Annotated in this window: 18 protein-coding genes; 8 read left to right on the top strand and 10 right to left on the bottom strand. The window is 43.6% G+C overall.

The window, feature by feature from the left end:
- Window positions 1–171 precede the first annotated feature (171 nt).
- Window positions 172–408 carry a helix-turn-helix domain-containing protein gene (locus ABI367_RS11460; protein WP_462230178.1) on the top strand — a complete coding sequence of 79 codons (237 nt, stop codon included), beginning with the start codon at window positions 172–174 and terminating at the stop codon, window positions 406–408.
- 46 nt (window positions 409–454) lie between these two features.
- Here ABI367_RS11460 and ABI367_RS11455 read toward each other — a convergent pair whose 3' ends face one another.
- Together ABI367_RS11455 and ABI367_RS11450 are read right to left on the bottom strand one after the other, a co-directional pair.
- A complete protein-coding gene (locus tag ABI367_RS11455) occupies window positions 455–3,370 on the bottom strand; it encodes a type IV secretory system conjugative DNA transfer family protein (protein ID WP_462230176.1) in 2,916 nt (971 codons plus the stop codon).
- A 5-nt stretch (window positions 3,371–3,375) separates the two neighbouring features.
- The gene (locus ABI367_RS11450; protein WP_462230174.1) at window positions 3,376–3,840 is read right to left on the bottom strand and encodes a hypothetical protein; all 465 of its coding nucleotides are present in this window, start codon (window positions 3,838–3,840) and stop codon (window positions 3,376–3,378) included.
- A gap of 301 nt (window positions 3,841–4,141) precedes the next feature.
- Here ABI367_RS11450 and ABI367_RS11445 point away from each other — a divergent pair, with 301 nt between their 5' ends.
- The 3 genes from ABI367_RS11445 (at window position 4,142) to ABI367_RS11435 (ending at window position 7,297) form a co-directional block, all read left to right on the top strand.
- Complete coding sequence (locus ABI367_RS11445; RefSeq protein ID WP_462230172.1) at window positions 4,142–4,381, top strand: hypothetical protein; 240 nt, start codon at window positions 4,142–4,144, stop codon at window positions 4,379–4,381.
- A gap of 510 nt (window positions 4,382–4,891) precedes the next feature.
- The gene (locus ABI367_RS11440; protein WP_462230170.1) at window positions 4,892–5,491 is read left to right on the top strand and encodes a hypothetical protein; all 600 of its coding nucleotides are present in this window, start codon (window positions 4,892–4,894) and stop codon (window positions 5,489–5,491) included.
- A gap of 249 nt (window positions 5,492–5,740) precedes the next feature.
- The gene (locus tag ABI367_RS11435) at window positions 5,741–7,297 is read left to right on the top strand and encodes an IS630 family transposase (RefSeq protein ID WP_462230168.1); all 1,557 of its coding nucleotides are present in this window, start codon (window positions 5,741–5,743) and stop codon (window positions 7,295–7,297) included.
- 141 nt (window positions 7,298–7,438) lie between these two features.
- Here ABI367_RS11435 and ABI367_RS11430 read toward each other — a convergent pair whose 3' ends face one another.
- The 6 genes from ABI367_RS11430 to ABI367_RS11405 all read right to left on the bottom strand — a co-directional run bounded on the left by ABI367_RS11430 (window position 7,439) and on the right by ABI367_RS11405 (window position 19,004).
- Window positions 7,439–8,143, bottom strand: coding sequence for an IS1 family transposase (locus ABI367_RS11430; protein WP_462230166.1), 705 nt, complete (start codon window positions 8,141–8,143; stop codon window positions 7,439–7,441).
- A 235-nt stretch (window positions 8,144–8,378) separates the two neighbouring features.
- Window positions 8,379–8,729 (bottom strand): hypothetical protein, encoded by a 351-nt coding sequence (locus ABI367_RS11425; protein ID WP_462230164.1) that lies wholly within the window; start codon window positions 8,727–8,729, stop codon window positions 8,379–8,381.
- A 57-nt stretch (window positions 8,730–8,786) separates the two neighbouring features.
- Entirely contained in the window at window positions 8,787–12,653 is a 3,867-nt protein-coding gene (locus tag ABI367_RS11420; protein ID WP_462230162.1) for a DUF6443 domain-containing protein, read from the bottom strand.
- A 12-nt stretch (window positions 12,654–12,665) separates the two neighbouring features.
- Window positions 12,666–16,571, bottom strand: coding sequence for a PKD domain-containing protein (locus tag ABI367_RS11415; protein WP_462230160.1), 3,906 nt, complete (start codon window positions 16,569–16,571; stop codon window positions 12,666–12,668).
- Between the two features lie 31 nt (window positions 16,572–16,602).
- Window positions 16,603–17,817 carry a hypothetical protein gene (locus ABI367_RS11410; protein WP_462230158.1) on the bottom strand — a complete coding sequence of 405 codons (1,215 nt, stop codon included), beginning with the start codon at window positions 17,815–17,817 and terminating at the stop codon, window positions 16,603–16,605.
- Window positions 17,814–19,004: a hypothetical protein gene (locus ABI367_RS11405; RefSeq protein WP_462230156.1), complete on the bottom strand. Its 1,191-nt coding sequence runs from the start codon at window positions 19,002–19,004 to the stop codon at window positions 17,814–17,816. The genes ABI367_RS11410 and ABI367_RS11405 overlap by 4 nt, the downstream gene beginning before the upstream one ends.
- A gap of 1,139 nt (window positions 19,005–20,143) precedes the next feature.
- Here ABI367_RS11405 and ABI367_RS11400 point away from each other — a divergent pair.
- The 4 genes from ABI367_RS11400 to ABI367_RS11385 are packed head-to-tail and all read left to right on the top strand — an operon-like array spanning window position 20,144 to window position 22,697.
- Window positions 20,144–20,482 carry a hypothetical protein gene (locus ABI367_RS11400; protein WP_462230154.1) on the top strand — a complete coding sequence of 113 codons (339 nt, stop codon included), beginning with the start codon at window positions 20,144–20,146 and terminating at the stop codon, window positions 20,480–20,482.
- Window position 20,483: 1 nt separating this feature from the next.
- Window positions 20,484–21,293, top strand: coding sequence for a GTP cyclohydrolase II (locus ABI367_RS11395; RefSeq protein WP_462230152.1), 810 nt, complete (start codon window positions 20,484–20,486; stop codon window positions 21,291–21,293).
- Between the two features lie 37 nt (window positions 21,294–21,330).
- Window positions 21,331–22,140 (top strand): orotidine-5'-phosphate decarboxylase, encoded by an 810-nt coding sequence (gene pyrF, locus ABI367_RS11390; RefSeq protein ID WP_462230150.1) that lies wholly within the window; start codon window positions 21,331–21,333, stop codon window positions 22,138–22,140.
- A 5-nt stretch (window positions 22,141–22,145) separates the two neighbouring features.
- Window positions 22,146–22,697 (top strand): hypothetical protein, encoded by a 552-nt coding sequence (locus tag ABI367_RS11385; RefSeq protein ID WP_462230148.1) that lies wholly within the window; start codon window positions 22,146–22,148, stop codon window positions 22,695–22,697.
- A gap of 62 nt (window positions 22,698–22,759) precedes the next feature.
- Here the strand turns inward: ABI367_RS11385 and ABI367_RS11380 are convergent, their stop codons facing one another.
- Together ABI367_RS11380 and ABI367_RS11375 are read right to left on the bottom strand one after the other, a co-directional pair.
- Window positions 22,760–23,671 (bottom strand): ArdC family protein, encoded by a 912-nt coding sequence (locus tag ABI367_RS11380; RefSeq protein WP_462230146.1) that lies wholly within the window; start codon window positions 23,669–23,671, stop codon window positions 22,760–22,762.
- A gap of 146 nt (window positions 23,672–23,817) precedes the next feature.
- Entirely contained in the window at window positions 23,818–24,351 is a 534-nt protein-coding gene (locus ABI367_RS11375; RefSeq protein WP_462230143.1) for a hypothetical protein, read from the bottom strand.
- Window positions 24,352–24,477: the final 126 nt, after the last annotated feature.

Raw genomic sequence — 24,477 nt, 5'->3', positions numbered from 1 at the left:
AGTCCGACTTCTTGCATGAGTTGAGGGAAAGAGCAGCCAGGCAAACCATGGCAAGCAACGAGTAAATTTTGTTTGTTTTCATGTGACTTTGTTTTAGTTATAAGCACTAAGATACGGAAAGTTATCATATATGATAACCGTTTGTCGGCAAATTTGTATGAAATTCCCCGCATGAAAGCGCGGGAAAAAGCCGATGAAGATTTTTTGAAGGGATTGGGTGCCCGCATAGTGGGGCTGCGCAAGGAGAGGGGCATTACCCAAGTCGAACTCAGCTATCGGTGCGACATCGAGAAGACGAACATGCGAAGGATAGAGGCTGGCAACACCAACGTGACCGTGCTAATGCTCAAAAAGATTTGCGGCGCGCTTGGGGTTACGGTAGGCGACCTGTTCGATTTTACCGCTTGAAAACACCCCGTTAATTCAAGATACGGCGGGTGGTCCCTTGCGCCGCTTACCCGGGCTTAGGCTCGTTCATGATCCGCTGGATAATCTCGTTCTTGCTGTTGCCCCCGGACTGCTCATACCGCACCTTCACGCGGTAGCCCTTCATTGTGGAGTCCTTTTCCTTTTTCGGCTCGTTCTTAGCAAACAGAGTATGAATGTTGTCCGGCGCGATGACATGCACCCTCGCTAGCTCTTCGCCCGTTAGGCTGTTTTGCGCAATCGATTGTATCTGCGCTATCTTCGAGGGGCTGGTGGCACAGACGGCAACCGTCGCATAACCGGCAGCAAGGCATTTTTGGATATTGTGAAGTTCCCATGCGGCGGTAGTGGTAACGGATATTTCAATGGCGATTTTTGTGCCGTCTTTTTCAAGCAGTATGTCGACCACGCCCTTGCCGTCAGGGGTTGGCACCTCTATGCCTGACCTGTAGCCGTATGCTTCCGCCTGCTTCTTGATGAACATTTGCAGATACCGGTGTTCCGTGAGTTCCTTTTGCAGCGGCTTGCCAATAATAGGCAGCGGTTCGGTAATTGGCGAAGGTGACACTTTCGGTTCCGGCGCAATAGGGTCTCGGGCTGGCTCGGACTGCGCGGGTGGTGCAATGGGAACGGCATAGGTGGCGCGACTATGGGTAACAATTGCTTCCCTCCATTCCTGCTGTTCGCCCCCTTCATATGGCAATACCAAGATATTGAAATCCTGATCCCTCGTATTGACCCGTGCAACAGCTTCTCCGGTGGAAAGGGTCTGCAAATCCTCCACCGTGAATGCGCTCAGCCCCTCCTGCATGCGCTTGGCATCGGTATCGCCCAGCCTAAAGCAGACGCGCGTCCCCGCATTTGCCAGTACGCTGCTGGCAATGTCAGCGTCCACCCGTGCAACTTGCTGCATGTCCTGGTGCGCCAAAATTAAGCCTAGCGAGTATTTCCTTGCGCCCGACAGGATGGAAGCCATTGAGGGCGTTACGAAGTGCTGAAACTCGTCTATATAGCAAAAGAACGGCACTCGCTGTTGCGCATCTTGGGCTTGTCTTGCCATTGCGGTCTGCTGCAATTTGGCAACAATGAACGCGCCCAACAGATGGCTGTTCTCCTCGCCCAGCAAGCCTTGAGAAAGCTTGACCAGTACGATCTTTTTGCCGTCCATTAACTCCTGAAAGTCCAGGCTCCGCCCCTGGCAGACCATGTTGCGGATAACCTTCGGGCGTAAGAAGCTATCGAGCCGGGTAAGTATCGATCCGAGCGAGGAGCTTTTTAATAATGGGTATTCCTTCTGCCAGTAGTACACGATGTCGGGGTCGGTACAGGTGGCGAGGAACTGGTTTCGGAACGGCTGCTCAATGAGGAACTTCCGCAGGTCGCCCAAATGTCCGCCCTTGCTGTTATACACAAATGCGCTTATGGCATTGGCAAACACGCTGTTCATCTGGTCGCCCCACGAGGTGCTGAAGCGCCTGAACAGTGCGACCAAATCAGAGGCAAGCAGTTCCTTTTCAAGGTCGGAATGCGCGGAAAGTATATTGAAGCCCACGGGATACACGCTGTCCGACGGGTCAATCAGCACTACGTCATGTATTCTCTTTTCGGGAACGTTGGCAAGGATTGCTTCGACCAAATCCCCGTGCGGGTCAATGACGCACAGTCCGCCGCCACCGTGTATGTCCTGCATAATAAGGCTGTGCAACAGCGTGGATTTGCCGGTGCCGGTGGCTCCAATGACATGCGCGTGCCGCAGGCGCTGGACGGTATCAATGCCGACATGCTCTTCGATCCCCTGATGCCCGTTGATGCCCAGGCAATAAGGCTCGTCAATAAGGAAATCGGGAGCCCGCTTTGTCATTTTGTTGACACCAAGCAATTTCTTGGAAAGCGTCGCGCTCGGAAAGTGCACAAATGTCGCAAGTTCGCGGCTGTTGAGGAGCATGCCAACGCGGTGCGACTCACGCCACACAATATCGTGCAGGCGTTCATCGACTGTATACTGGGCGTTGGCAAGCGGCATGAGCGAGTTGCTTCCGTTGGAAGCATGAACTAGGGCGGTACTGACATGCTGCAAAAGCACGGCGGCTTGCTGGACCGTTTCAGCAAGAGTCGCAGTTCTGATGGAAACGCCATACAGGGGGTGCGCTGTCTTTTCCTTCGCCAGTTGGGGCATTTCAGGGGCATCAAGAAAAAATGATTGTTTTCCGCTATCGTCGCACACGGCGGTCATGATGCTTTCAGCCCAGGCATTATGAGTGCCCGAAAAGAGGATTTGCAACACTACATGCTCGTCCTCCCGCAGCCGGGAAAGCACGCCAAAGACTGCCGTATAAGGGTCATTATCGCCATTGGGGTACATGGCAAGGGGTCGCATAAACTCCTCCGACAAGCCAAAATCGACAGTATAAAGTGCCAATTCATTTTGCAACGCCACCAGCAGCGCATCGTTTTCAAAACCCAATGACACAACGCCGCATTCGGGGAAAAATGCCTGCAATTGGGTTTGCAAGAACTCGGCATCGGGTTCCCTGCACACAAATTGTAAGCTGATGATATCCGCCGAGCCGATTATCTCGAAGCTTATCGGGCTCTTGCGGTACGAGAGCATGATAAGCACCTGCTCGATGCGTTCCCTGTTGTGCTTGAAATGCCTGGGAAGCGTGATGCTGAACGCGCTTAACAGCGACGTATCACTGAATGGATATGCCTCTATGGTTTCCTTGTGCGTATTCGGGTTGGTCGGCTTGGGCGGATTAAAGAGGCTGCTAAGCCATGTCGGGCTCTTGCCGTCGTCAATGATTTCTCCGCCAATGAAATGCCCGAAAAACGGAACAAATGGCGGCTCAAGGTCTACTGCAAACGCCGCCTTGTGCCAGCCTCTCCCGATGTTTTCCCATTCATAAAATTGGCGCGTCAGCGCCTGTGCAACCGATTCTTTCACGGGGATTAGTTGGCGATTTCCGGCTTGCGGAAGCCATGGTCGGCTTTGACCTTTTCAACTGCCTTCCTCACAATCGAGCTGATGCTTTGGATGAACATCAGCTCGGTATCGAGCTGGTAATACGTCTTGTCTTCCATTCGCTGCGCTATTGCCTTGCCGATGAGCGGCACCTTCTCCGCAACGTTCGATGCGGTATGCGCGTCTTCCTGAAGCCACCAGCTGATGTAGAAGCTCCTGCCATAGGGCGCGGCGCAGACATAGTAGTTCAGGTACTCCCGGCTGATGCACAGGTATATCCGGTTGGAGGAGAGCAGGCCCCCCTCCTTCAGCTTTCTTCGGGAAAGGGTGATGTCTGGATATTCGTATTCCTTTATCATTTTCTCCAGCATCGCATAGAACTCCTCGGCGGACATCTGCAAGTCCTCGAAGTGCTGGTACGAGTGGTTGTGTACGGTGTTTGCTGTAGCCATGCGAAATGGGTTTAGGGTTAAAACTCGATGTTAAAAGGCTGCATAAAGCTAAATAGTATCTGTCAAAAAAACAAGTTATTACCTGCCTGTCAATGACTTAATTATTTCAAAAAAACAAAAAGGGGAAAAGAAATCGCCACTACACGGCGGGGCTTCGGTGTGGCACGGGCAAGCCGGATAGCTTTGTTTCTTTTTGCTGGTTGTTTTATTGGCGAACTTTTATAAGCGACTGAATGCAAGCCCGCTATGTTTGGAATTGTCAAAATAAGCCGTATCTTAGGGTAACCAAAAACTCATTATCATGAACGATTTTCAAAGTGCCCTTATCATCTATTTCCTAGTGCTGATAGCCGTCATTCTGGTTCTCATATTCATTACCCGCCTAATCTTTGCCATTCCCACATTTTTGCGGTACCAACGGGGGCAAATCAGGCTCCTCGAGGAGATCGCGAAGAAGCAGGGGGTCGAGGAAAAGACGGTGAAAAACATCATCTCGGAAAGCATCGAGTGGGAGTCGGCCAGCCAGTCGCCAATAATATGAAGCGTATTGCTCTCGCGCTTTTCCTGCTTGCAACTGTTGCGACCACAAACAATGCCGCTGTTGCACAGTCACGCAAGCCGAGGATAGAATATGTATTGGTCTGCAACAGCAGGGCATCATATGCCTACCATTCCCACCTGTGCAGGGGCTTAGCCCGATGCAGTCACGGCATAAGCAAAGTGACAAAAGCCCAGGCTATAAAAATGGGATACAGGGCGTGCAAGATTTGCTACTAGCCGTCGGAAAAAGTGCCGGTAAAATATTTAGAGGAAGTGCCCAAGTGTCGAACTTTTTGGATGATCTGCAAGTGCTAATGGAAGTCGGCATATGGCAACTTATAGTAACAACAGTTTTGATACAAAGCATAAAGATGCAACCAGTTCGGTTATCCCTAAGCCATAAAAACAGAGCGATGCTATCTTGCCGCCTCTTCGCCAGAGGCAAGACCCAGCGCTAAAAACATTAGCAATTTCTCTTTTTTGTCAGTATATTTGGGAGAACAAGAATTCGATGACAGACAACGCAACACTGATTGAAATAAGCGCCTTTTCGGCCTTATCGGGCGCGATACTAACCCAGGTTTTAACGGGACTGTTCGCCTATGTAGGAGACAAAAGAAAGTCGAAGCTTGAACTCAGTAAGCAATACCGTGATAAGCAAATTGAAGTAGCGGAACACTTTTATTTTGTAACAGGTGAGACAATGGCTGTGCTTAGAAAGAGCATTGAGCATTGGAAAGACCGCAATAAGGCAAGGAGTGGGGCAAGTGTTGAGTTTTTTAACAAAGAAATTAAGAAGCTTGATGCTTACATGGACAAACTAAACGCTGAGAATTGGAAACATAACTTGATTAGTTTATACTTTAATATTTCTTTATCGCACAATAAGCTAATCGCGGCCAATACGAAATCCCATGCGCTATATTTAAACCTTCTAGATATTGCTGACCAGTTTAAAAAGGCTAACGAAGTGGATAAGAATATGCTATTAGGCAAGTACCATGAAGGCGTATTTGATTTGTGCTCTCAATATGACGATATTTATAAGATGCTGGAAAGCGACATGCTAACGGTTAAGACAGCCTTATTAAATAGTTTTGAGATAACATAACAGTGACCCTTTACCAGTTTATAGGATTAGACATTGACCATCAAGCTGACTATGTTTGGCAAAGTAAACATGTTGACACCAGGCATGAGGGCGATTTTGAGATATTACTTTACAATTTAGGTGACTTTTATGCAGAAGTCTTCTACAACCATGTTTTAAATGAGATAACCCGTATCAAAGGATTTAAAGCAATAAGTCATTTAGCTCCTTATATAAGTTTAAAGAAATCCTGTTAGTTTAAAATTATAAATGACTCTTTTCCGAAGCACGACAAGAATTCCTAAAGAGAAGATAGATCACATTCGAAAGCTATATATAGCTGGACCAATCAACAGGAGCAATGCTGCAAAGGAAGTGGGTGTCGCGGTAAACACAGTTATGGCTTACGTCCACATGTTTAGGAAAATTGAAAGAGACCATCCCGGTAAAATACATGATTTTGACTTTTACCCTACTATCAAACAAAAGGAAGTTTACAACTTTAAACGGGAGATCGCCATTTCACTGTTTCCAAGTCTCATGGCAGATGAAATTCCTCGCAGAATAACGGCAAAATACCTATTTGAAAAGTATCATGTCATTGAGCCACACGGGTATAATTACCATACCTTTCTCAAATACTACAATGAATGGATCAGAAGTAATGAAACCTTATCCGGAATAAGTAAGTATCAGGTTTATTTAACAAAAGAAGATTTAGCAACTTTAAAAACATGGCGTAAATCCGATGATCATAGACACTGGAAAATTGCCGTAATCCTGGATGCCGCTGCCAACAATAAACCCCTTACAGAGATCGGTAAGAAAGTAGAGTGTTCTCATACTTCTATCTTAAAATGGATAGAGTTGTTTAAAACAAAGGGGCTGGATGGTTTGGCACGAGAACGGCCTTTGCGTCATGGTCAAGACAAACAAATCAAAGATAAAATAGATAACCTGGTTCATTTGGTACAACAGTCCCCTAAAAATTATGGGATAGATAGCCCCACATGGATGTTTAAAGACCTCAAAGTAGTATTTACCAGGGAATATGGAATACCCATATCTGAATCGCGTATATCCGTCTACTTTAAGAGGAGGGGATTGAGATTTAAAAAATCAAAAGTAAGCTTGTCCAGTCCGGATCCCCTGTACAAGCAAAAGTTTGCTGAAATCCAGCGAATACTCGAAACGTTGGGTGAAAAGGAAAAATTTTTCTCAATAGACGAATATGGACCGTGTGCGATAAGACCCAAGGGCGGGAATGTATTGTCCATGCCTGCGGAACGCCCTATGTTCAAAGAGATATACAAAAGCAGGGGTTGGTTTATTTGTACCTGCGCGTTGGAACTCTCTACAAATCAAATTACGCATTTTTACTCCCTTACAAAAAACACGGCAGAGATGATCAAATTGCTTGACATTTTATCATTACAATATAAAGACCAGGACAAAATCTATCTTTCGTGGGATGCCGCAAGCTGGCATTCATCCAAAAAGCTGGTTGCCCATGTGGAGTGCGTCAACTCCGATGATTATAGAAATGTAAACCACACTCCATTGGTCGCGTTGGCTCCCTTGCCATCGTCGTCCCAATATTTAAACGTGATCGAATCTGTGTTCTCGGGTTTGGCAAAGTCTGTCATCCACAATAGCGACTATGAATCTGTAGACGAATGTAAAAGCGCTATAGACCGCTATTTTATCAAAAGGAACAACTATTATTTGGAAAATCCAAAACGCGCCGGTAATAGGATATGGGGCAAAGAAAGGGTGAAGCCGGTGTTTGACAAGGCAAACCTTTGTAAGATGCCCGGTTCTTGGTAAAATGTATTATGAAAAAGCTACCCGTTTTTTTTGGCAAAAACAAAGAGAAAAGAAATCTCTATCAGACGGCGTACGCAACTCCCGTAGAGGGAAGCGGCGAAAAGTCGAACTTTTTTGATGATCTACAAGCAATTAGCATTGTTAAACAGATGTCTGCATAGGTTGCCTGTTGTACCAGAAATAGATCTTCAAACAAGCCTCAAGCATGCGTAGGTTTTTGGAGTAGCATATCGTCTTTCGATTTAACCGTTTCAGGTGGGTGCGTAGGCTAAGGTTTTTGCGTTCTATCCGGTTGGTTCCGTAACGCTTTACGGTGTGTATAGCAGCAGGAATGACCTGCCCGTAAATGGCTAACCCGTCTGTATATATTTGTTTGCATTTTGCCAGCAGAAGGGTATCGGTAACCCGTTGCAGGTTTGCCCTTGTGCGCTTGCCCACTTTCAAATCAACTACTTGTCCTGTATGCTTGTCCAAAGCGTAGATCACCCAATAATCGCGGCCCTTGTTTTTAATATAGGTCTTTAACTCATCCACTTCGTATGTTTTACCTATTGATATGATTGGCTTTTTGATTTTATCAGCGATATTTTTAATTCGGGTGAGTACCGTATTGGCCGAAATATTCAATAGCCTTGCAATACTCCGTATTCCACATCCTTCCTTTACATGATTAATAATGCTTTTGCTGATTGAAGGATGGCAAGCCTTATTAATATAAGTATCTAAAGAAATGCTTTTACAGATTTTGCAACGATAACGTTGCCCGATGCCGGCCTTGCCAAACTTAATGGTTACACCCTGGCAATACGGGCAATTTGAAATAACAACTATTTTGATACACGACATAAAGGTTCAGGCAGTTAGGTTATCCCTAAGCTACAAAAACAAAGCGGATGGTATCTTAATACCACCCGCTTTTCTGCTTTTATTGTTTGCCTTTTGAAAATTGGTATTGATTTTCAGATGTTTATAAAATAACAACTATTTTGATACACTACCACAAAATTATCCATCCAGTTATGTCCGACTGTTGAAGGAATTAGGCAAGTTGGACATCCCTGATTGGCTACGCCATAATCAGCTAAATAGTTAGCTTTCCTTGATTAATTCTATCCGCAATAATCAATGCTATTAGACATAAAGTTATAGAAACTATTATATATATTTTTATTGAGAAATCCCAGTCTTTGTAGCCTAAGCTGTCTATCTCAAATTCATTAAAAATATCTTCGTATTTTTTTCCTTTATATAAGATTAGATAATTTAGTAATGCCAAAACACACATTACAGTAATTACATTAAATGCTGTACCTAGTTTTTTTAAATCTTTCCAAATAAACGATACTCCAGCTACCAGCGTAAATAAGTTTAAATAAAATAAAACTACAGTTACTAAAAATGCATAAAATACAGGGGTGTTATCCCTTTTCAATTTATAATATTTATAAATTTTATAATTCAAATAGTAATACCAAATCATGCCTTTATATTAATGGTTCCAAAAATCGTTACCTGTAGCTTGTAACGCTGCTTTTCCTAAAAAATAAGTGCCGGATATAGCCCAGCCGTAAACAGGAATAAATCCAACTCCGCCCATTATCAAATCCAACCCACCTTCTCCTACTAATTTTTTATTGCCTGTCCATATTTCTGCGACTGTAATCCCAACTCCGATTCCACCTAAAACCTTTCCCCCAACCTCTAATGTGCTAGATAACCCTTTAACAATTTTGGCATCGGCACCAAAACTACCCACAGCGGTCTTTAATAAAATAGAAGGTTGAGGACTATGCCACCCTTCATATGCTGCGGATGCTATATCATATTGCCTTTTTAAATCCGAGCCTAATTTGAACGATGCAGCTCCACCTGCGAAGCCAATCCCAGTTAGTATATTCGAGGAAGAATTCCAGGTGTCTCCCCCCACAAATCCCCCCTGATTGGCTACTTCTGTTAAAGTAAGATCTGTAACTGAATTTAATAATTTATAATCAACCAATGTTCGATACTGATCCTTATAATAAACCTCTTCTTGTTGATAGGAAGTATAATTTGAACCATTAGCCATAACCCTTTCTAAGTTTCCACTTAAATTATAAAAATAAGACAAACCGTTAGTGCTTTGGGAACCAACTGTATAAGTAACTCCGCCGTTTTGAGCCGTGTATTGCGCAATGGCTAGTGGGTCACCAGATCTCACGGCAGTTTCTAAATTCCAAGAATCTATCTCTGCCTGATCTTGCGCATTACCGGCAAGTATTGCATTCATAAATGAACTGGCACCGCCGCCGCCGCCACGATCATCCTGTACGGGCGGAGCCATCGCCCTGTAGTAATTCCCCATAGGATCATTAAAAGATACAGGGTTATTGTTTGAATAATTATACGTTGTTAATGATTCTGCTCCATCCGCCTGCGGGTCAATCCCAATAAACCTGCCTAAAGACTGGTCATAGTTCCTGTAAAGCGTCTCAAAGTAGTCAGGTAGGTTACCATAATTATTCTGCCATTCACTGCCGCCGTTGTATAAACGCTTGTTAGGCACACTTGGCATACTCACCGGACTATTCGCCATTACCAAACCAAAGGCGTAGTAGCTGTTTTCCTGTATTATTTTGGCTCTCCCGCTACCATCATTCTGAAAGCTGAACCTTGCGTTGCCCTGCTGGTCGGTTATTACATATTCCGGTGTTAGCGTTCCGCTTATGTTCATCACCCTGCCTTCAGGCATAGGGGTGTAGCTTAGCGTTCCGTTTACATAAACAAATCCGTCCACATAATCTGTTGTGGTTTGCAGGGTATTGTTATCGTATTGCTTCTTTTCAAGCACTATGCCCGTGGCATCATAGGTGTAGGTAATAAAGCGGTTGGTTGCTGTAGTAACTTTAATGCTGTCTGTGCGGTTCAATACATTGTATTTTAGCAATAGGCCCTTATAAGGATCAGCAGTCAGGTTACCCTCGTTATCGTAGCTGTAATTGCCGGTACTGCCCGTCAGGTTACGGAACCCGTAGCTTGTAAAATTACTTCCACTGCCATCGGTAACGTTGATTAACCGGTTAGGGTTATTGGTATCATATGTATAGTTCAGACTATCCACTTTGATGTGCGTTGTTGTTCCTACAGTTGACGAATTTCTTTGTAAAGTTAATATATTTCCGTTCTCATCATAGGTGATGCCATCCTCATTAAAACCATTGGTGTTCAGGTTAAAACTACTTGTGCTAGCTGCTGTCCTTTCGGCATAGGTAGATGCTGTTATCCGATCCATATTATCATAGGCATAGCTATAGCTGCGCTCGTTGGTTTTATTTCCGCTATTGTCCCTACTCATCCATTTTACCGCACTTATGCGTCCGCTATAGGATGCCGTGTTACCTAAGTTGCTGTCAGTTTGATTATATAAATACTCCATCCCGAACAGGTCGTTCACCTCATCGCTGGTCACCCCGCCGTCATCCGCCAGTTTGCTGTTGTTAATGGTTTGCACCTGTCCCCGTATGGTGTACCTATAATCTATATCCTGCAAATAGTTGGTAGCTATCTTCGCCGTAAAGGTGGAGCCGCTGGCTGCCACAAAATCCGGCGTAATCAGTATGCTTTTACTGGCCATAATATTACTGGTTTGGCCCGATGCCACGCTGTTGCCGGTAGTTAATGTTACCGTTGCCGGTATGCTTGCTGTATTCACCAGCCCCAGGTCCTTTTTAATTAGCTGACCCGGCTCGTTATACTGGTAGGTGGCTACACGGATGGCTGTTTGGGCGTTATAAGTCTGGTCAATATACTTTACCTTGGCATTGTGGCTATCGTAAGTAATAGCGCTCAATATGGTATTGGTGGCTGGCCCGATGCTTACTTTGGTTACCTTGGTTATAGTCGGCTTGCCCGTAAAGTCGGGCACGTTGGTTTTGGTATCGGTAACTGTGGTTTGGTTGGTATAGTTTAACTGGTTATTGCTTTTTTGCTGGATGGTATTGCCGCGTTTATCATAAAACACTACGTTCAGCAGCCATATATCACTCAATCCCGAACCTACCGTGCGCTTGGCTACCATAGTCATCATGCCCCTGGTTAAATTGGTAGGGACAGCCTCGCCACTCAAACTTTGATTGCTATAGCTATAATCGGCGCTGCCGTTCTGATCTAGGTCGTAATCATCAAAGTAAGAATAAGCTAATGGCGCAATATTACTCGTTGGGAATATACTATTGGTATAGTACCCGTTATTGGTTACCGTGCCGCTGCGGCTCTCGTACCAGGCGGTGCTGTAGCTGCCGCTCAACCCGTCAACATAGCTTTGCATTCCCGCGCGGCTGGTATCGGCAGGCGTGGTATCGGTATAAATACCCTGGCTTATGGCCCTGCCCTTTGCATCATATTTAATATAGTTCCATTTGTTGCCCGCCTTTAGCGTAGCATCCTGCAGCAGTACCGGGCGGTTAAGCGGATCATAAACAATATACATCACTGCTGCCCCGGGCACGGTCTTTTCTATCAGCCGCCCACGGTAATCATACACATACTTAAAAATGAGCCTGGCTATTACCGCCGTGGTAATGGTGTACCCATGAGCTTTTATCAAATTCCAGGCCTTAGGCGGCACCACGTAACTAATGGTCCCGGCGTTGTTATAGATGTAGTAGGTACTGTTATAGGTTGTGCCGCTTACCCATTGCTTTTTAAGCACCACCCTGCCCATCAGGTCCTTAAATACTAATGTTTCGCTGCCATCCTCGTCTGTGCCGTCGGTAACCGAGAGTGCATTGGCGGTATAATACCCCGAGAAACTGCCGTCCGGGAAACTCTTAGCTACGCTGTCGGCTATGGTATTGGGGCGGTAAACGATAGTTTTATAATGCTGCCCGCTTACCGGTTGGAACCCCTTTCCTATATCTCCCGCCCGTAGCACCCGCTGCAAGGGGCTATTATCAAACACCTGCTGGCTATATGCCGACGAATCGTGCGCCACCTTATCGGCAGTAGTATTGTAATACGTGGCCTGGCTGCTTACGGCTCCTGACCGGTACGTGCCGCTACTGTCGCTACCTACATACGGCAGGTAACTTTTTATCTGCCTGCCCAGCGTATCATATACAATGGGCTGAATGATATCCATATTGTTGTTGGTGCCGCTTTTTAACCCTACCGCCTGTATGGTGCGCCCCAGTCCATCAATAAAATAGCGTGTAGTTTGCCGCTTGCTGATACCCAACTGCATCACCGCGCTATCGGTAGTGACGCCGCTTACTTTTACTATATTTTCTTCTACAAAACCAATGGTTTGTGCTTTTAGCTCCCGACCAAATAGGCTCAGTAAAACTGACAGTCCAATATGTTTGAGTGTTGCTTTCATGTCCCGGCTGATTTAATAGCTACAAACTGCTGTATCCAGCGTTAGATTCAGATATGTTGAACTTGATAAATTGGCTGGCATTGTCCCACTCGTTCCCGAACTTCGCGACCAGCATCCAATATCGGTACCGTTATTAAAATTGAGGCTGTTCCATAAAGGCGTAAAACTATGTGCCGTAGATACGGTAAAGGTTACGGTATAGTTATCCTGTGGAATGGTTTGCCCGGCAATGAGCTGCGCTTCGGTAAAGGTAACGTGATAGCCGCCTGTACCACTAAAAGTTATGCTGCTTACCTTGCCCCGGTTAGGGTCACTCAACAGGTTCGAATAGTTAATAGCCACACCGGACGGCGGTGACCCAATAGTTATGCTTTTTGTAGGGGTCTGTGACGAAAAGAATATAGATGCTAAAGCAACACTCACCGTTTTCGATCCGGTACTGGTATAGGTATGCGATGGGTTGGTGCCCGTGACAGTTGGCGACCCATCGCCAAAATTCCATACCGCCGTAACCTGGTCCTTCAGGCAATCCGGCAAACCCTGTACAAAGAAAGCGATAGGGGTATTTACATAATTGCCCGTATTACCCACTGCTAAGCTACTTAAACCCGGATAAAGGCTTGAATTGCTATAATAACTTTTCTTGCTCAGGATGTTCATATCCTGGTCATACGTCAACAATGGCCGGTTAAACATATCATAGGTAAAATAATTAGATACGCCGTTGGTATTGGTTGCAGCCGTTTTTTGGTAAGTGGCAGGATCATAAGCCGTGGCAGAAACTTCGGCGACATCAGGGTACAGAAATATATCATCTATCAGTATATCCGTACTGCTTTGAAAGCTCGCGGTAATGCCCGACGATAAACTTGCAAGAGATAACTTTTTTTCATGATAGCTCCATTTGCTGTTCCCCGCATAGCTGATGGTATCGGTATTGGTGTGCGTGCCTTCGGTCAGCGAAACGGTAACGGTACCCGCTGAAGCCGAAAACACCCAGATAGAAAAAATATATTTACCCGCCTGTGCATTTTTAGTCAGTGCGTGTGTCATAGCCGTTGATGCCGGCAACGAAAGCGAGAACTGCCCGGTGCGGGCGTTGGGCGAGTAGGTATACCCCGTTTTGGTAAAATTAACCGGGGCGGTTTGGCTGTTAAAGTCATTATAGGCTATCTCATCGGCACGGGCATTGCTGATACTTGCGACAGGCGCATTGCTCGAGTGATCGGTAATTACGGTTTGCACGTGCCGGTTATTATCATCCACACTTAAAGGATAGCCCGCAAAATCATATAGCAAGTCGTTTTCTACCGGTATATAATTACTATCGTAAGTAAACACCCCTCCTCCTGATATGGTTGCCGGTGTAAAACTACTGGTGCCGTTTACCGATACAAAGTTTAGTTTTTGTACAGGCAGGTACAAATAAGCAACCCCGGTAGGATCCACCGTTTTAAACTTTATCAAACTGGCGGCTGTAGTAAGTGTAGTGCCGCTTTGGGTAACTGTAGAATAGGTCTCTACGGGCGTATTAATATTTAACTGTTGTAAATGATAAATGGCATTTGTTGTCGAGTCTGTGCCGGTGGACACCGTATAATCTTTGGTGTATTTTATATAATTATTATAGACAATACCGTTGCTGTTGGTTGTTTTTTGCCGGGACAGATTGTGGTAAGTACCGCCATAGTAATAATTCTCTGTCGATTGCTGCGCGTAGGTCTGTGATTGCGAATCATACACCTTTTTCACAACCATCGTATCCAACTCACTGGTATTGGCAAACACGGTATATTTTGCATACCCTACCGTAGTGCCGTTAGTATCAAACTTAAACCCGGTTATTACGGTCGGCGAGCTGCTTCTTGCATAGCTATAAGCTGCTTCGCTTACTTCGTTGCCATTATCGGCATAGCTGGTAACCTTGCTTAACAAACCTCGTTCAAAATCAAAATTGGTGTTTGGTGGAAAAGGATAGGTGTTCTTGTCATTGGTCATAAACCCATCGACAACACAGCCCGGCCTGCCTATATAGGTAAGGGTTGGCGCCCAGTCTGGTGCCGCGCTGGCATCCCAGTTGGTTGCGGGCTGCAAAAACTGGTAGGCAGTGCTACCCGCGCCGTACCGGGTTTCTTTCACATAGGTGTACACAATCGTATTATCCTCCGGCGACAAATTATTTTCTGACCGCACGGTAGAGTAGTTCCATTTATCCAGTGTTGTCCCCGAACCTGTATAGGGCGTAGTGAAAGCAAATTGCGGCATGGTAATAGGTTTACCGCTCGATGCGCTTGTACCGGGATCGATATACGAATAATGCCTGACCATATTATTGGCGGTAGTCATCGCGTCATAATCCGTTATCTGCTTTACCCTTATGCCGCCGCCCTGAACAACAACGCCCGCCGTACTATCATAAAAATCACTTGATTCGTATGCTATGGTGGTGGTGCCCCCTTCGGCATAGGTGACCTTATTTAAAGTGCCATAAAGTACCGTTGTTGTATCGGCACTCCTGCTGGTGCCGGTTAAGAGATAGGGGTAACTGGCAGTCTGGTTGGTAGGTGTAATAGGTCTATACCGCTCATAGGCCGAATTGGATGGGTTTACATACATCTGCGGCACCAGGCTGGTTGCCCCGCTGGCATTGTAATAGCCCCAGTAATCCACCTGCCTGGAGGCTGAATCGGGTATACCGGTGGTATATGGATTGGCCACCGAATCGGCTCCGTGGTTCTTGCCTAAATTGATATAGTCGAATTGGTAACTATTGGGGTCAATGCATTGCCCCGAGGCGGAGCTGAAACCTTTTAAATAGAACTTTTTATCGGCCCCTGTATACGAAAAGGTGACGGTTTTGCCATAGCCGCTTACAGATGTTACCAACGGCATGCCACTATATCCAGTACCGAAAACAAAGCTTAATGCGGCATGTGACGCGTTAACATTGCTATAATCGATATTTGTAACGTAATGCGGCAACGTGCGTGTACGTATCTCATACTGATGGAGTTTGGTAAACGTATTGGAAGCAGCTCCCACATACACGTTCACCGTATCTACGGAATAGATGTACTCCCCATGACTGAGGGCCGGGTCGTCAGATCCTGAGTTATAGGTCAGATCGATTGCGTTGCCGTTAGGATCGCTTATTTGGGTCAGGTTCCAGGTACTGGTATATTTTATACCGTGATCGGGAATCACTCCGCCTACAGCACCCCAATATTGATCATAATCCTGTTTAAAGAAAGTTATGGTCCCAGGACTTGCGGTATGTGTTGTACGGATGGTTCTTTCTGTATCCGCAAACATGTACCGTATCCCTTTGTCATTGGTTATGGTAAATGAGGTGATGCTGCTGTCTGTTCCTGTAGTATAGTTCACTTTATAATCGCGGTAGGGAATAACCTGTATAGCATGTGAATTGTCAAAAACCAGTTGGCAGCTTAATCCCGGCGCGTTTACATAAAACATATCCGGCTCGGTATCTGTCAAGCCCGAAAAATTCGCGTTGATATAGTTAAGGTCAGTGGTATCCACGCAGGTAGCGCCGTTGTTATTTAAAATAGTAAAGCTGTTAATTGCCGAACCGTTGGAATTGTATAGCCATCCTAATCGGGGTTGACTGCTCATGTTTTTTGAACAATCATCAGGCAGCCCCCTTACCTGGCGGGTAATCCTTCCACCGGCACTTAACTGCCAGTTCATCCCGGCATTGCCCTCGATGTCTTTTACTTTTACGCCCGTGGCGCTGTAGCTCATGCTAACCGGCACGGACACCCCGCCATTTTGTACGTTAAATAACGGAATGTTTAGCCCAGCAGTTCCGGTGGCATGGTTAACCTGTACAATGCTCTGAGCGTGTACCGAACTGCTTAAAATACTATAAAACAGTAGGTAAATAATTCGTTTATACATAAGCATTGTTTTGGGGGAGATTATCCTTCGATTAATTTGAGGTCTTTAGTCGATTGTTAAGGCGGTTGATCTGCTTTTGCAGCGATTGATTGACTTTCTGCTGACCCTGAAGTTGTTTGTTCTGGTCTATTACATATAAGGTTAATTCTTCCACTTTCTTAAGCAGTTTCATATTCATATCACCCAGGCTAATGCCTTCTTTTTCCATTTGATCCGCTGAAGGAATTTCAGGCAAGTGATGGTTTTTATCTACATATGCTTTGATTTCGCTCAGATCTTCTAGCTTGTAATCAGGCTCGAAAACATAGTCAGGCGTAGGTACACTATTTGTAACTTTTACTTCGGTTGAATGGATGATGCCGTTTACGGTTAGCTTTTCGTCGGGGGAAATGGTGCCGATACCAACATTGCCATCGCCTTGCAACGTCATAACTGTTGTTTGACTGGTAATACCAGCGTCACTGACAAGGAATGACATTTTGTTGTTATTCACACCCCCCGCATAAGAGGAATACTGATTGCTAATACCATTTCGTCGTTGGCCTATTCCATCAATAGTAAATAAGATGTCATTGACAGTAAAGTCGTTTGCTGAGATAAGATTGAGTTTTGCCTGAGGAGCAGTTACGCCAATGCCGACGTTGCCAGCCATATATACCTGACCGTCACCTCTAACCTGATACTGGAGGGTGCTCGAATTATTATACAGCCCCATTAGGTCGTAAGCGGTGGAGTTTCCCTGAACCGACTGTCCGTAAAGCAAAGTACCTGAGAATCCCGAGGCCAGTGTGTTCTTGGCATGAACGGTCGGGATGTTTGATCCCGAAAAGACTTCCAGTTGGCTTGCGAGACTGGTCGTCCCTATGCCGACATTACCACTCTTATCAAGAAACATTGATGTCGAGAGTGTACCTGCATTGCTTGTCTGAAGAGCTAAGTAGCCTGTATTGTTTGAAGCGGTAGCTGTACCGACCAATATATTGGCGAGATTTGCATTACCGGAGCCAGTGAAAAGAAGTTGTGAGCCACGACCAGCGGTATTATTAGTGGCACTATTATTTATCTCGAGACCAGTGCCAATATTACCTAAATTTACATCTACCGTAAGTTTAGAATTTGGACTTGTTGTACCTATGCCAACATTACCCCCGTTATAATAAATAGGCCCTGTCGGACCGCCATTCCATTGAGCATAAGAAAAATGTGCTATTGCGATAACAGCCAGAGTTAAGAATGTCCTTTTCATTTATTAATTTTATTTAAGATTGTGGTTAACTGTTGCCTAAGCTCATTAATCTGCTGTTGTTGGGACTGATTATTTTTTTTCTGTTCCTCTACTTGCTCATCTTTCTCTATAAGAAACAACGTCAACTCCTCCACCTTCTTTAATAACTTCATATTCATATCACCCAGACTGATCCCATCCTTTTCCAATTCTTTAGCTGATGGAATTTCTGGCAAGTGATGATTCTTGTCCACATAGGTTTTGAGTTCGCTTAAGTCGGGTAGCTTGTAATCGGATTCAAAAACATAGTCAGGGCCGGGAACGCTTAGATCAACCTTTACTTCATTAGCGTGGATATTGCCGAGGACAGAGAGTTTTTCGTCGGGCATGGTTGTGCCTATGCCGACGTTACCTTCGATAGGTTGCAACGCAATAGGGAGGCCGCTGGCGCTTTGAATGTTAAAGGTACTATTAGTGTTATCGGTATATATTTGACTTTTTAATGTTCCGCTTTGTTTGAAACTGATCGTCGTGTATTGTCCGCTACTACTAAGACTTAGATTGTTATCAGAGCCTGTTTGCACTATGTCAAGATTTGCAACGGGGCTTGTGGTGCCGATACCGACATTGCCATTTGCGACAATTAATCCATGCCCAGAAGAAGAAGTAAAGTATCCACCATTTCCGGTAGTGGCTTCACCGTAAATAGAAATGCCGGAAGTCGTAGTCGCAACTACTCCGTAAGTAGTTCCAGTAAAATTTCCACCAATATCGTAAACACCTGCTGAACCATCAGCTAAACCATAAATAGCGGCTCTGCTATTACCTGCACCCCCAACGGAAAGTTTTGATAATGGTCCCGTCGTGCCGATACCAATATTACCTGAAGAATTGATATGAAACCGATAAGCTCCGGCCGTCTGATCATATATGCTAAGGTCACCTGTTCCGTTATAAAAAGTGTACTGATGTCCGCCGGTTTGCGAATCTGATAGGCTAATAGCAGGTATGTCAGCAGTACTTCCAACAATATTTACCGTTCCCCTGGTTGAGGAAGAACCAATGGTAAGAAGGGAGCTATAACTTGTTGTGCCAATACCTACGTTGCCTGTATTGGTGTTATGAATATCAGTTCCCGTGCTCCATTGAGCAAACAAGGAAGTATAACTAGCTATAGCTATGCATAGCGTGAGTAGGGTTTTTTTCATGATGTGTGATAAGTAGATTATAATGGATTGCCTTTCAATACATTGTTTAATCAGGAAGCAATGTAAAAATTAAATATTATTTAAACAACACCCGACTATTAAATTGATATTTTCCTAACGGGCAACGGTAATCTCTTTGCCGGTCGGCGCAAAAGTACTGCCCTATAATATGGGTTCTATCTTAATAAACATTTGATATGCGAGCCGTCCGAACCAACGCAGCGAAGCGGAGTTGGTGCGAGCTGAGCAAAAGGTCTATGCAAGGGAAGCGCAGCGGTTGCATAGTATGTTATACACGAGCAAGGCGTGTCTGGGTTTGACCAGCGGGTCGGAAATGTTGGGCATATCAAACGCGACATGCTTTGTGAAGCCTTTTGCGAGAGAGCAGGCGAGCCAGACACCAAAGCGGTTGGCTGGCATATGCTGAACAAAAGTAAAGCGTATGCAAAGACAAAGAAAGCTTTGATGAACGACACTGCTCACACCACAAAAACAATGAAAAAGTCTGCCCGCGATAGCGGAAATAGCAGGTCGAATCCGCTATGTGCTTGAAAAGCTTATAGCGATATTGATGAAACTTTGGCGTTGTTTTATGTGTGTGTAAGGTGGAGTGAATACCTTTTAACCCTGTTTCGAATAGTTATTAACAAAATATTAAAATAAAAATATTTTGTTGGTTATTAAAAAAAATGTGTAGTATATTTACAACTGAAATGATATTATCAGCAACAGTTATTTTCAACACCCACGTAGGGGATGCATATCGGGTATATCCCTCGGTATAATATGCAGCTATAAAATTAAATATAGAGACAGAAAAAACCGAGGGAAAATAAAAGTTCTCTCGGTTTTTTTATATAATAATAATTATAGATATAGAAGATTTATCACTTAAAATAGAAATTTCAAAATGCAATAAAAAAACATAAGGGTCCATCGACGCCAATCTCAGTACCCTCATGTATAATAGTAAAATAAATAAAATGATCCAGTCTTTATTATCGACTGAACCCGCTTTTTTGCACGAATATACGCATTATTATGTAAGATGCAAGTGCAAATTAAATTATTAATTAACCGGGTTTAGTAGATTTTAAGGCTATTAAATCCGGTTTTTTTTATTAGTAAAAATCAAAAAGATGTTAGAAACAAAAAAAGACAAATATAGGAAAGCAAGAGGTGGAAAAGCAAGGTTTTTGGATGTCATTTGTGTTAATTGTAGGCAAGTGCTTCTTCTTTATCAAAAAGATGGAGATGGTAATCTTCTAAGATGCTATCTGAATAGAATATTTGCTCCATCAAATTATGAAATGTTACAGAATGATGCTGCGATCCGAGAACCGAAGGACATGCCCAATCTTATATGCTCTAATTGTAATGAAGTAATAGGAGTTCCGATGCGGCATGTTGACGGTCGTTTAGCTTTTAGGTTAAGGCAGGGACACTTTTCAAAACGCAAATCAAAAGTAGGGGGATAAAATGGATAAAGTTCTAAATTTTTTTTCAAAACTTAATCTTTCAGAAGAGAGAGCAAACACAATAATTGCTTTCGTTAAAAGAAGTATTAATCCTGTAAAAAAAATATTTCAAGTTAATGTTAAAGGTGAAGCAAAATCCTTTGTTGTGAAAAGGCAAGGATTGGGACCTATCGTAAATGATCATGGCAAGTTTTATGTATATGCTTTTATTGTAGACGATGAATGGGAGAAATATATTGCTTTGGTTAAGGCATCTTCTCTAAGTAATGAAGACTTACCTGTTTTTGTTGATAATGATAACTTGCTTTTGAGAATTGATTCTGGATGCGAAACCGGCCAACGATTCCATGATAATACTTGTGAATGTAACCAACAATTAGAAGAGGCAATGAAGATGCTTAACAAAAAAGGTGAAGGTATAATAGTATGTATTCCAAACCAAGATGGTCGCGGCAAAGGGATTGCCGCTAAATTGACAACTTTAGCATTACAGGATGGATTCGGTCTTGACACTGTAACGGCGGCGGAAATAGTTGCCCAAATTGAAAAGCCTATTACAATATCTATTGACGACACAACTTCTACAATAGATATTAGAACTTATGCCGGTGCGATTGCAATTCTAAAATTTTTTAATATTCCAGAAGGAACACGAATTAATTTGGCAACAAATAACCCTGAAAAAATTACAGCCTTTAATGACAATGGCTACATAATAGATAATGTTTCGGTTATTATTACACCAACAGAGCATACTAAAAAACATCTTTTGGCTAAACAAGATCGTTTAGGTCATAAACTTTTTTTATAAATTATTTATGCAAGTCAACGAATACTTAAATCAAGAAATGATCAGGCTTAATACTTTAGTATGCGTTGGTTTAGATCCCATCATTTCTCTAATTCCTATCTCAATAAACAAATATGAAAAGCTTGAAGACAGAATATTTGACTTTTTAAAAACAGTAATTGAAGTTACAGCAGACCATTGTTGCGCATATAAAATTCAGAAAGCCTTTTTTGATGAGTTTGATTTTGGATTAATTCTTCTTAAACGAATTGTTTTATTTATTAAAAGCGAATGTCCAAAAAAAATTATAATTATTGATTGTAAAATAGGCGACGTCGAACATACCTTATCTGCCTATACAAAAAATTTATTTTCGAACATAGGCGCTGATGCAATTGTTGTTAATCCATATATGGGCAATGAGATATTTGATTGTTTTAAAAAATATCCTGAAAAACTGTTCCTTGTATTGGTTAGGACTAGCAATCCTGGTGCAGCAGTAATACAAGATTTAAAATTGACCAGTGGAGAAAAATTATGGCAATTTATTCTAAAAATTCTTGTCGAAAAATGGCGAGATCTACCCAACTGCATACCTGTTTTATCATTAAATGATGTAAAACAGTTTGCATATATAAGAACGGTTATACCTGACTCTATGACTATATTTTATGCTGGATACGGCGCGCAGGGAAAAGGAATTACTGGTTTGAACTCGTTAATAAATACACAGGGATACGGATTATTAGTAAACTCCTCACGTGGTATTTTATATTCAAACGATGAAAAATCTATGGACTGGAAAAATGAGATTTTAAAAAATGTAACTAAAATGAAGGTCGGTTTAAATTCAATAAAATTAAATTAATAGCTATGAAATTTCTATTGCTTCTAGGTGTTTCAGGGGTTGGCAAATCGACTATTATTAAAAATTTATTGGGAATTGACCACAAATTTGTTTATATTAAACCTTATACCAACCGACCTTTACGACCTGGAGAAGTCGAAAAAAATTATATGTCAACCGTTGAATTAAAAAAGTTGATTTCAGCAGGTGATATCTTGATTATGAATAAAATATATGGCTTTCTATATGCAACACCCAAAAATTCAATTTTTGAATGCTTAGCTAATGGTAAATATCCGCTTCTAGATTTTCCTATTCAAAGATTAGCAGAAGTACAGAAATTATTGCCGAACTCTATTTACAGTGTTTATATTTTACCTGAAAATATAGAGGAACTTAAAAAACGACTTACGCATGGAAGGATTAACCGGTTAGATTTTGCAATTAACGAAATTAGTTCAATAGAGAAAAAGGAGTTAACGGGTTATGACGACGTAGTTATAAATTATCATGGAAAAAGCATAGAGACTTCAAATTTTATATATAATAGTTTTATTAACTCGTTTAACAAGGCTTGATTGGGTAAATTATTCTATATTAATTAATCTCCAAAGTTTGATATAGATATAAAAAAGACCCATTACTGGGTCTCTGTTTCTTGCTCGGCAAAGCTTTCCTCCGCCTTTTGATACGGCTGAATATTCAAGATATAGTCCGTCGCTTTCTGCGCTTGGCCACTTGCATACACAATCACTCGTTTGTCATTGTTTAATAGGTCAATCCACCCCTTAATGTATGCAACGCTATTGTCAAACTCTTTGTTAACGATACCGGCAATAGAATTGAGATAACAAGCCCCTATTTCAGCCGTCAGCTCTTCAATGCCATACTTCTCGGAACCATATTTGTTCGTCTCAGCGATCTCCTTTCTGTTAAGCCTAGATTGGTGTCCTGTACAGTGAATGAGTTCGTGAAAGAGCGTGCAGTAATAGCTTTCGGAAGTGGCAAACGAACCCTGCTTGGGCATATTGATATAATCCTTTGTCGGATCATAGTACGCCGCATTTTTGCCGTGCTTAATCACGGGACAGTTTGGCATTCGCTCTATAATTTCCTCGCAAGCCCCGATCTGGGAAATGGAATGCACGGGGTAGGGAATAGAAAACACTTCGGGCAAATGGTCGCACTGGGCGATGTTGAAGACATAGTAATAGCGAAGCACGGATTTGGGTCGTTGCTCCTCCTGACCGTCTTTAGGTTGCTCTTCGGGAAGCTTCTTCCAAAATACTAAGAGGTGTCCCTTTTCTCCCTTCCTTACGCTTCCTCCTACGGCGTTCACCTGTTTCATCGTAAGGAAGTAGTTTTGGGCGTATCCGAGGGAGGCTAGCATCCAGGTGTTGATGCCCCGATAAGGGAGTTTCGTCAGCAGGTTCTGAGGATGGCCGGCTTCCGTCCAGGGTTTTCTCCAGGGAACAACCTGCTGTTCCAGCTGTTCGACAATGCGGTTGGTGATGATCTGGTAGACATCGATGGTTTGTGTTGGTGCGTTCATGGCGTACTTTTTTAAATTGTTAAAGAATCGTTTTCTTAATTGTACGCGAGGCGAAAAAAGGAAACAGGGTGGCTAATTGGTTCCCGATGCCCGTTTCCGTGGAATATCAAATGCCCCGCCTTTGCTGGCGGGGCATTTATCGAAAATTAGACGCTTGGAAAAATGATAGCGGCTTCGATTTCGGCCAGCTTTTCGGTGCAGGCGTCAAAGATGAACTGCGATACCAGGCGTATCAGGCCCGGGGTGGTCGTAACGAACTCCCTGTTCTTGTCGTCCCTGATGATCAGCTTGCACCCCTGGTACGGGTTGTCTTCAAGCTCGTCGTTTTCCTGGGCCAGTGCCACTTCAAACGCCTCCAGTTGCTTTCTGCGGGAGATCAGGTTGAGTCGCTGGATGCTCCTGCGGTGCAGGTCGTCCACCACTTTCAGTTTGCCTTCCAAACTCAGTTCGGTTTTTGCGGGTGTAATTTCGGTTTTTGGCTGTTCTGCTCCGGCTTTTGGTTCCTCCTTTTTAGGCTCTTCAGCTTTGGGCTTTTCTGCCCCTGCTTTGCCACTGATGGTTTCCTGTTTGGCAGTATTGCCGGTTGCCAGTTTGGCCGCTCCGTTTGTTGCGGCCTTGTTGATTGTTTCCGTGGCGGTTCCGTTCTGAACGTGTGCGCCGTTTGCATTGTTTAAGTCCATTTTTAATGGTTTTTAAGGGTTAAAGAATGTGTTAACTGCTTCTTTTATCCCTTCCCTTAAAAAGTATTTTCAAAAGAAAAGGAAAAAAGAAAGCCCAATGCAGCGTGGCCATAGCGGCGGCGGGAG

Source organism: Mucilaginibacter sp., from assembly GCF_039935595.1.
GTDB lineage: Bacteria > Bacteroidota > Bacteroidia > Sphingobacteriales > Sphingobacteriaceae > Mucilaginibacter.
This window is presented reverse-complemented; position numbering and strand designations above follow the sequence as displayed.